At 68.9% G+C, this 6,289-nt stretch carries 6 protein-coding genes and 1 pseudogene; 3 read left to right on the forward strand and 4 right to left on the reverse strand.

Going from position 1 to position 6,289, the window contains the following annotated elements:
• The first annotated feature begins 1,202 nt into the window (after positions 1–1,202).
• The 3 genes from ACA361_RS42145 (at position 1,203) to ACA361_RS42155 (ending at position 3,398) form a co-directional block, all read left to right on the forward strand.
• Positions 1,203–1,520, forward strand: a complete 318-nt coding sequence (locus ACA361_RS42145) for a hypothetical protein (RefSeq protein ID WP_375020779.1) — start codon at positions 1,203–1,205, stop codon at positions 1,518–1,520.
• 250 nt (positions 1,521–1,770) lie between these two features.
• Complete coding sequence (locus ACA361_RS42150; protein ID WP_375020780.1) at positions 1,771–2,553, forward strand: SMI1/KNR4 family protein; 783 nt, start codon at positions 1,771–1,773, stop codon at positions 2,551–2,553.
• Between the two features lie 26 nt (positions 2,554–2,579).
• Positions 2,580–3,398: an oxidoreductase gene (locus tag ACA361_RS42155; protein WP_375020783.1), complete on the forward strand. Its 819-nt coding sequence runs from the start codon at positions 2,580–2,582 to the stop codon at positions 3,396–3,398.
• 475 nt (positions 3,399–3,873) lie between these two features.
• Here the strand turns inward: ACA361_RS42155 and ACA361_RS42160 are convergent, their stop codons facing one another.
• From ACA361_RS42160 to ACA361_RS42175, 4 genes and pseudogenes are all read right to left on the reverse strand, one after another.
• Positions 3,874–4,131: an SDR family NAD(P)-dependent oxidoreductase gene (locus tag ACA361_RS42160; protein ID WP_375020781.1), complete on the reverse strand. Its 258-nt coding sequence runs from the start codon at positions 4,129–4,131 to the stop codon at positions 3,874–3,876.
• Positions 4,132–4,495: 364 nt separating this feature from the next.
• The gene (locus ACA361_RS42165) at positions 4,496–4,633 is read right to left on the reverse strand and encodes a hypothetical protein (protein WP_375020782.1); all 138 of its coding nucleotides are present in this window, start codon (positions 4,631–4,633) and stop codon (positions 4,496–4,498) included.
• Between the two features lie 284 nt (positions 4,634–4,917).
• A pseudogene (locus ACA361_RS42170) lies at positions 4,918–5,265 on the reverse strand (recombinase family protein); the annotation flags it as partial.
• A gap of 220 nt (positions 5,266–5,485) precedes the next feature.
• The gene (locus ACA361_RS42175) at positions 5,486–6,181 is read right to left on the reverse strand and encodes a transcriptional regulator (protein WP_375020784.1); all 696 of its coding nucleotides are present in this window, start codon (positions 6,179–6,181) and stop codon (positions 5,486–5,488) included.
• Positions 6,182–6,289: the final 108 nt, after the last annotated feature.

The following is a 6,289-nucleotide window of genomic DNA, read 5'->3' on the forward strand; positions in this document are numbered from 1 at the left end:
CCCGCTACAACACCCGCCGCCGCCACTCGGCCTTGGGCCACCTCTCACCGATCAACTACGAGAAAACCACAGGTAGCCTCACCGCTGCCGCCTGAAACCGGTGTCCACATCTCAGGGGGAACCCCCCCCGGTCGGTCAGCGCCGGAGCAGTCACCAGATCCAGCTGACCGGCCAGCTGAACCCGCACCCACCGCCCCGCCGACCCCACCCTCACACGCAGCTTCGGCTCGGCCGCATCCCCCGACGTCTCGTTCATCGCGCCCACCCCTGTCCCGAGATGGCCTGAGTGTTCCCCGCAGGCTGGACAACAGCCCTGAAACGGGCACTAAGGCTGAAGCGCGACAACACCCCCGGTCCGCGAGGGCCGTACCTGGGCATGTTCGCCTACGACAACGACACCACCCGCCCCAGGCGAGCTGGCGCCCCTGGTAACAGCCCTGTAAGATCCCCCGGCGCTACTCGAAGGCAAGATCGAAAGCATGACGGTCCTGCAGGCCCGCCCCCCGGCGCGAACAACGGAGGGCGGAGAGCATCTTCACGCTCGCGAACCCACGTTCGACCCTGCTGGTCTTACCAAGCCGCAACGGTACGGCGCTGCGTGCCTGGTATGTGACAAGCGTTGGCCGCGCCCGCGCATCAGGGTTGGTAGCTTCCCAGACGGAAGCGCGGCTTACGCCTGCGAGGACTGCGCACCGGCCGTAAAGCCAATGAGGCGCATAGTAGATCGCTAACAGAGCGACCGGTCTGCTGGCTCATCGAGATCCACAGGACAGACCCTAGGTCCGGACGCGTGGTTGCCGAGGTCTCGCCGCGGTTATGCGACGCACAACGCGCCCAGGCATCCGCGCAGCACCAACTCAACCCCGGCATCCGCCTCGCGCGCGCCCGCGCGCGCGAATGGGGCTCCGAAGGCTCAAAAGTCCGGCCGGGCGTGCCGGGCCGGTCACCGGCCGCGCGTGCTGGCGTACTCGCTCCCGCCCGCTCGGGTCTCACATAATGCTAGTTATGTGAGAGAACGGCGTGCGATCATCGAGGTCCCGAGCGGCCCGCCGCCCGTCCCGACCGGGAGGATCATGACCCCGCCCGCCGAGCACGACGGCTTGGTCGCCCGCTACGGGCCGGCCCCGCCCCCGGGCGGACCACCACGGGTTCGTGCTGAGCGAAGATGACGGCGCCCCGGCCGGCCGGGGCCTGGCGGTCTGATGAACGGCCTGATCTCTCCGGACCGGTGGTGCGGCACGCTGGTCCACACCGGCGTCGCTCAAGGCGACGTCGCGGTCAGCGTCGAGTTGTGCCGCCACGCCCCGCCGCCCGGTGCGCGGCCGCCGCGGGCCGGGCAGGACTGGGAGGAGGTCGTCGAGGTTCACCGTGCTCGCTCCGACGGCGAACTGCAGGTGGCCGCCGATTACACCCAGCGCGGCCGTGAACTTGCTGCCGGCATCGACCGGGTGGCCGATGTCCGCGAGGACCTGCTGCGTTCCGTGATGTGCGCCTCGGAATGGGTCGGCAGATGCTCGTAGTCGCGGACGTTGCGGCGGGCAGGGGGACCCAGTTGAGCGTGTCGTTCCATGATCAACCGGCTGGGAAGCACCGCGAACGCGACCGTCTGGGCCGGGCGGGCGACGGGCACTGGTCGCCTGGTCGGGCTCGTGTTCCCAATCTTGTTTCGCATGATGGTTCGGGGACGAGAACCGTATGGAACGACGTCTTGCCGGTAAGATCTTCTCGGTCCGATCGATCAGTCGATCTCGTGGCAAGTGGTGATCGCAGATGGACACGGAGTCGTTTCAGCGCGTATGGAGGCGCTTCGCGACCTGGCTCGCCGAGAATGTGCCCGAGGACCATACCCGCCTGGCCCCTCCGGCGAGTGAGGCGCAGATCGCCGCCGTCGAGGCCGCGTACGAGATTGAGCTGCATCCTGAATTGAGAGCGCTGTTGCGGTTACACGACGGCACGCGCTCGGGAGGCGATCCCTTCGGACGATTTCTGCCGCTGGGACACAAGCTGATCAATACTGAGGTCATCGTCGGGTACCGGGACATGTTGACGAGCCCGGAGATGCGCGGTTCCCACCCGTACGACAGAGTCGAGGGTCACCCTCACCTTTGGGTCCCGTTCGCCGAGCCCAACGACGGCGGTCTCGCCTTCGTCGATCACCACCCCGGACCGACCTACGGGCATGTGTACGAGCTCGGTATCGGGTCGGGCGCCACCGAGCCCGAGCAGTGGGCGACCAGCCTTAGCGCGTTCTTCGGAGCGCTGGCGACGGCCGTGGAGACAGGCGCGCCTTTCCAGGCTTACCGCCCCGCTCTCGCCGAGTTCCTGAAAGCTCCCACGCCCGGCCTTACCCACGCCGTCGGCCTGCGCTTCCTCGATTGGGTCATCGGGCCGAAGCCACTACCCGCCGACCATCCCTTTATCGTCTACCAAGTCATCGGACCACGCCGTCACCGTGACGGCGTTGTCTTCGGATCGTTGATCAGGGTTTGTGGCCGTATGGCGGGGTGGCGAGAACCCTGTCACCGGGGCGTTGCAGCCGGCAGCGTGATCTGACCGTCACCCGCTTCGGCTACGGCGCCATGCAGCTCGCCGGCCCCGGGGTGATGGGCCCGCCCGCCGACCACGACGGGGCGCTCGCCGTCCTGCGCGAGGCCGCCGCTCTCGGGATCACCCACATCGACACCGCCGGCGCATACGGACCACGCGTCACCAACCAGCTCATCCGTGAAGCGCTGCACCCCTATCCCGCATCGCTGCACATCGTGACCAAGGTCGGCGCGGTCCGCGATCAGCAGGGCGGCTGGCCCCCCGCCCGGCAGCCCGAGGACCTGCGCCGCGCCGTCCGCGAGAACCTCGATGACCTCGGCCTCGATGCGCTCGACGTGGTCAACCTCCGGCTCGGCGACGCTCAGGGTCCCCGGCCCGGCTCACTCGCCGAGCCCTTCGAAACCCTCGTCGAACTCCAGCGGCAGGGCCTGATCCGGCACCTCGGAGTGAGCAACGCGACGGCGGAACAGGTCGCCGAGGCGCAGGCGATCGCGCCGATCGTGTGCGTGCAGAACATGTACAACCTTGCCTACCGTCAGGACGACGAGCTGATCGACGACCTCGCCGACAAGGGCATCGCCTACGTGCCCTTCTTCCCGCTCGGCGGCTTCACCCCGCTGCAGTCCACGGCGCTTTCCGCCGTGGCCGCCCGGCTGGACGCGACGCCGATGTCGGTCGCCCTGGCCTGGTTGCTGCGGCGGTCGCCGAACATCCTGCTCATTCCCGGCACCTCATCGGTGGCGCACCTGCGCGAGAACGCCGCCGGCGCGGGACTTTTGCTCTCCGGCGATGAACTCGCCGAGTTGGACAAGATCGGCTCCCGGCGAGACGAAGGGGCGACGGCGGTGTGATGCGGGCCTCATCGTTGGTGACCGAGGGGGCGTGTCCACACATGCTGCTGTGCGGTGGCGCCGCCGGAGACGGCTCCACCACGCCAGGGGGCTTTCAGTTGGTCCCGCAGGAACGCGACGACTCCGGACCGGTGCCCGGGCGCACGTCGCGCGGCGCGAGGACCTTTTCCGGGGCCGGGTTGCGGTGGGTGACGAACACCGGCCCGCGCGTGCGCCCCTTGAGCAGGCGAATCCTGCCCTCAACCGGTGGAAACAACTCCGCTGGTCAGTAGCTCGGCGAACACTTCCTTGGGCTTCTTGAACCCGAAAACAGCGCGGGGGCGGTTGAGGGCAGGCATGACTACATACCGCGTCCCTTCATGAAACTAGCGCGGGGCGACTGACCTACATGGGCACCGTCGAACACAACGGCAGGTGCAGTCCACCGTTGGATAAGGCAGGGCGCCGGACCGTCCCCGCGTGCGCGGGGAGCACCTCAGTGGGTGGTGAAGCCGCCGTCCACGGGCAGGGCGACGCCGATGACGAAGGCGGCGGCCGGGCTGCACAGCCACAGGACGGCGTTGGCGATCTCTTCGGCGGTGCCCAGGCGGCCGATGGGTTGCTGCTTCATGATCTCGGCCATGGCCTCGGCCTGGCCCTCGAGCATGTCGGCGACCATCGGGGTCTCGACGACGCCGGGGCACACGGCGTTGATGCGGCTGCCCCTGGGGGCGTACTCGGGGGTGAGGTACAACGGAACGAAAAGTCACGCTAAGCGGCCTGGCGCGGCCCGTTTAGCGTGACTGGCCGTTCCGATGTACCCCACCGACACGTTTCCTCTGGTCTGTGCCTTCCCTTCGGGGCCGATCATGGCTGCCAGGCCGCGCCGGCCGCGACAACTCTGTTTGTGGCCACGGACGGCTGTAGCGACGGTCAGATGCACTTGCGACGGCCATGTCCTCCGCTGTCCGTGTGTCTCTTGGGGGCGGCCGGAATATGACAGAAAGGGGCCGCAGGGCTGGCTGGTTGAGGCGCCCTGGGGTGCCGGGGTCGGTATGGGTGGTGTCATCAGGTACTGGCGAGCATTGTTTCCACAGGTGAAGGTGCTCGTGGTCTGGCTATGCCGGGGCGAGGGCGTTGACGCGGTTCTCGTACTCGCGGCGGGCCTTGCGTTGTGCCGGGGCGCTGTCGAGCGCGGTCCGCTCAGCGGCGTCCAGGTCGAGGGTGCGCAGGAAGTCGGCGACCTTGCCGGGCACGTCCAGGACGACCGGGGCCTCCGGGGTCGGGACGTCTGGGCTGCCGGGGGCGGCGTTTTCGGGCAGCAGGTCGGCGAGGGCGGTGCGGATGGCGCCGCGGCTGACGCCGTGCTGACGGGCCAGGGCGGCGATCGAAGCCCCGCCGGAGTAGAAGGTGCGGACGGCGGCGGTCTGGTCGGGGGTGAGGGCGGAGCGGCGGCCGCCAGGGTCTGGACCATGAACTTCACGGTGGACAGCAGTTCGCCGGCGCGGGGGTGGCGAGCGGTGAGGTCCATGCCGGAGAAGGCGCCGTCGTGGACGCGCAGCGCCAGCCGGTCGCGGTGCAGCACGTTCAGGACGTCGAGGATGTGGCCGGTGCCGCGCACCAAGCGGAACATCTCCGAGACGTGCACGGTGTCGCCGGGCCGGGCGTAGGCCAGCAGTTCGCCGAAGGCCGGGCGCCGGAGCGGGTGCAGGCGGCTGGAGGCCCCGGCCTGTTCCTCGAACACCACCGGGTCGGCGATCTGGGCTTCGGCGAGGACGAGGTTCTGTCGGGCGGCGGACTGCTCGTCGGTGGAGACCCGCTTGTAGACCAGTTCGCCATCAGGGGCCCCTTCAGGTGGTGGAACGGCTCCCGTCCGCCATGCCGCCAGTCATCAAACCCTGTCATCAATCGGCATTGGATCCGATTGGATCAGCGCGCCCTCGAGGCACTGGTCGGGCAGGGTTCATTGGCCGCGTCCGCTGGGTGTCGTCAATCGATTCGTATGACGACGTGTAGGTGATCACTCCAGGGGTGCCGTGAGGTCCGAGGGGCCGCAGGGGTGCCGCGTCTGCAGTTGCACGTCCAGGGCTTCGCGCCCGGGCGCGGGATCAGCCGCTGGAGTGGGTTGGCGAAGTCTGCGGGGTGGCGGCCCAGGAGGCGAGGAGGCGCAGGCCCTCTTCGGAGGGGGATCCGGGTTCGGCGGTGTAGATGGTGAGGGTGAGGCCGGGTTCGGCGGCCATCTCCAGGCCTTCGTAGGCGAGGGTGAGGTCGCCGACGGCCTGGTGGTGGAAGCGTTTGGTGCCGGTGCCGTGGTGGCGGACATTGTGGGCGCCCCAGCGGGTGCGGAATTCGTCGCTGCGGGTGGACAGTTCGCCGACCAGGTCGTGCAGGTCCTTGTCGTGGGGGTTGCGGCCGGCTTCGGTGCGCAGGATGGCGACGGCGATGTCGGCGGCCTGCTCCCAGTCGGGGTAGAAGCGGCGGGAGGCGGGGTCGAGGAGGTTGAAGCGGGCCAGGTTGGCCTGGTTACCAGGGGTGGCGTAGAGGCCGGCGTAGAAGGCGCGGGCGAGCTGGTTGGCGGCGAGGATGTCCATGCGGCCGTTGCGGACGAACGCGGGTCCGGCGGTGATGGCGTCCAGGGTCCATTGCAGGCTGCGGTGCGGCCTCCACTGGTCTTTGGTGCGGCGGCGGCGGGGGCGGGTGAGGGTGTCGGTGCCGTCGGCGGTCTGGGCCAGGTTGAGCAGGTGGACGCGTTCGGCGCCGTCCAGGTGCAGGGCGCGGGCGAGGGCGGGCCTTCCCCCTTGGATGTGGACACCTTGGAGACTGGATCTTGAGGTCCAGGGGAAGAGATGTCATCGATGGCGCTGAAGCACTATCCGGAGGAGTTCAAGGCCGACGCGGTGGCGTTGTACCTG

It is taken from the genome of Actinomadura sp. 21ATH (genome assembly GCF_041951345.1).
GTDB lineage: Bacteria > Actinomycetota > Actinomycetes > Streptosporangiales > Streptosporangiaceae > Spirillospora.

Bases quoted from the DNA above. Each gene is read 5' to 3' on its own strand.
- ACA361_RS42150 (WP_375020780.1), top strand. From the start codon at position 1,771: ATGGACACGGAGTCGTTTCAGCGCGTATGGAGGCGCTTCGCGACCTGG.
- ACA361_RS42155 (WP_375020783.1), top strand. From the start codon at position 2,580: ATGCAGCTCGCCGGCCCCGGGGTGATGGGCCCGCCCGCCGACCACGAC.
- ACA361_RS42145 (WP_375020779.1), top strand. From the start codon at position 1,203: ATGAACGGCCTGATCTCTCCGGACCGGTGGTGCGGCACGCTGGTCCAC.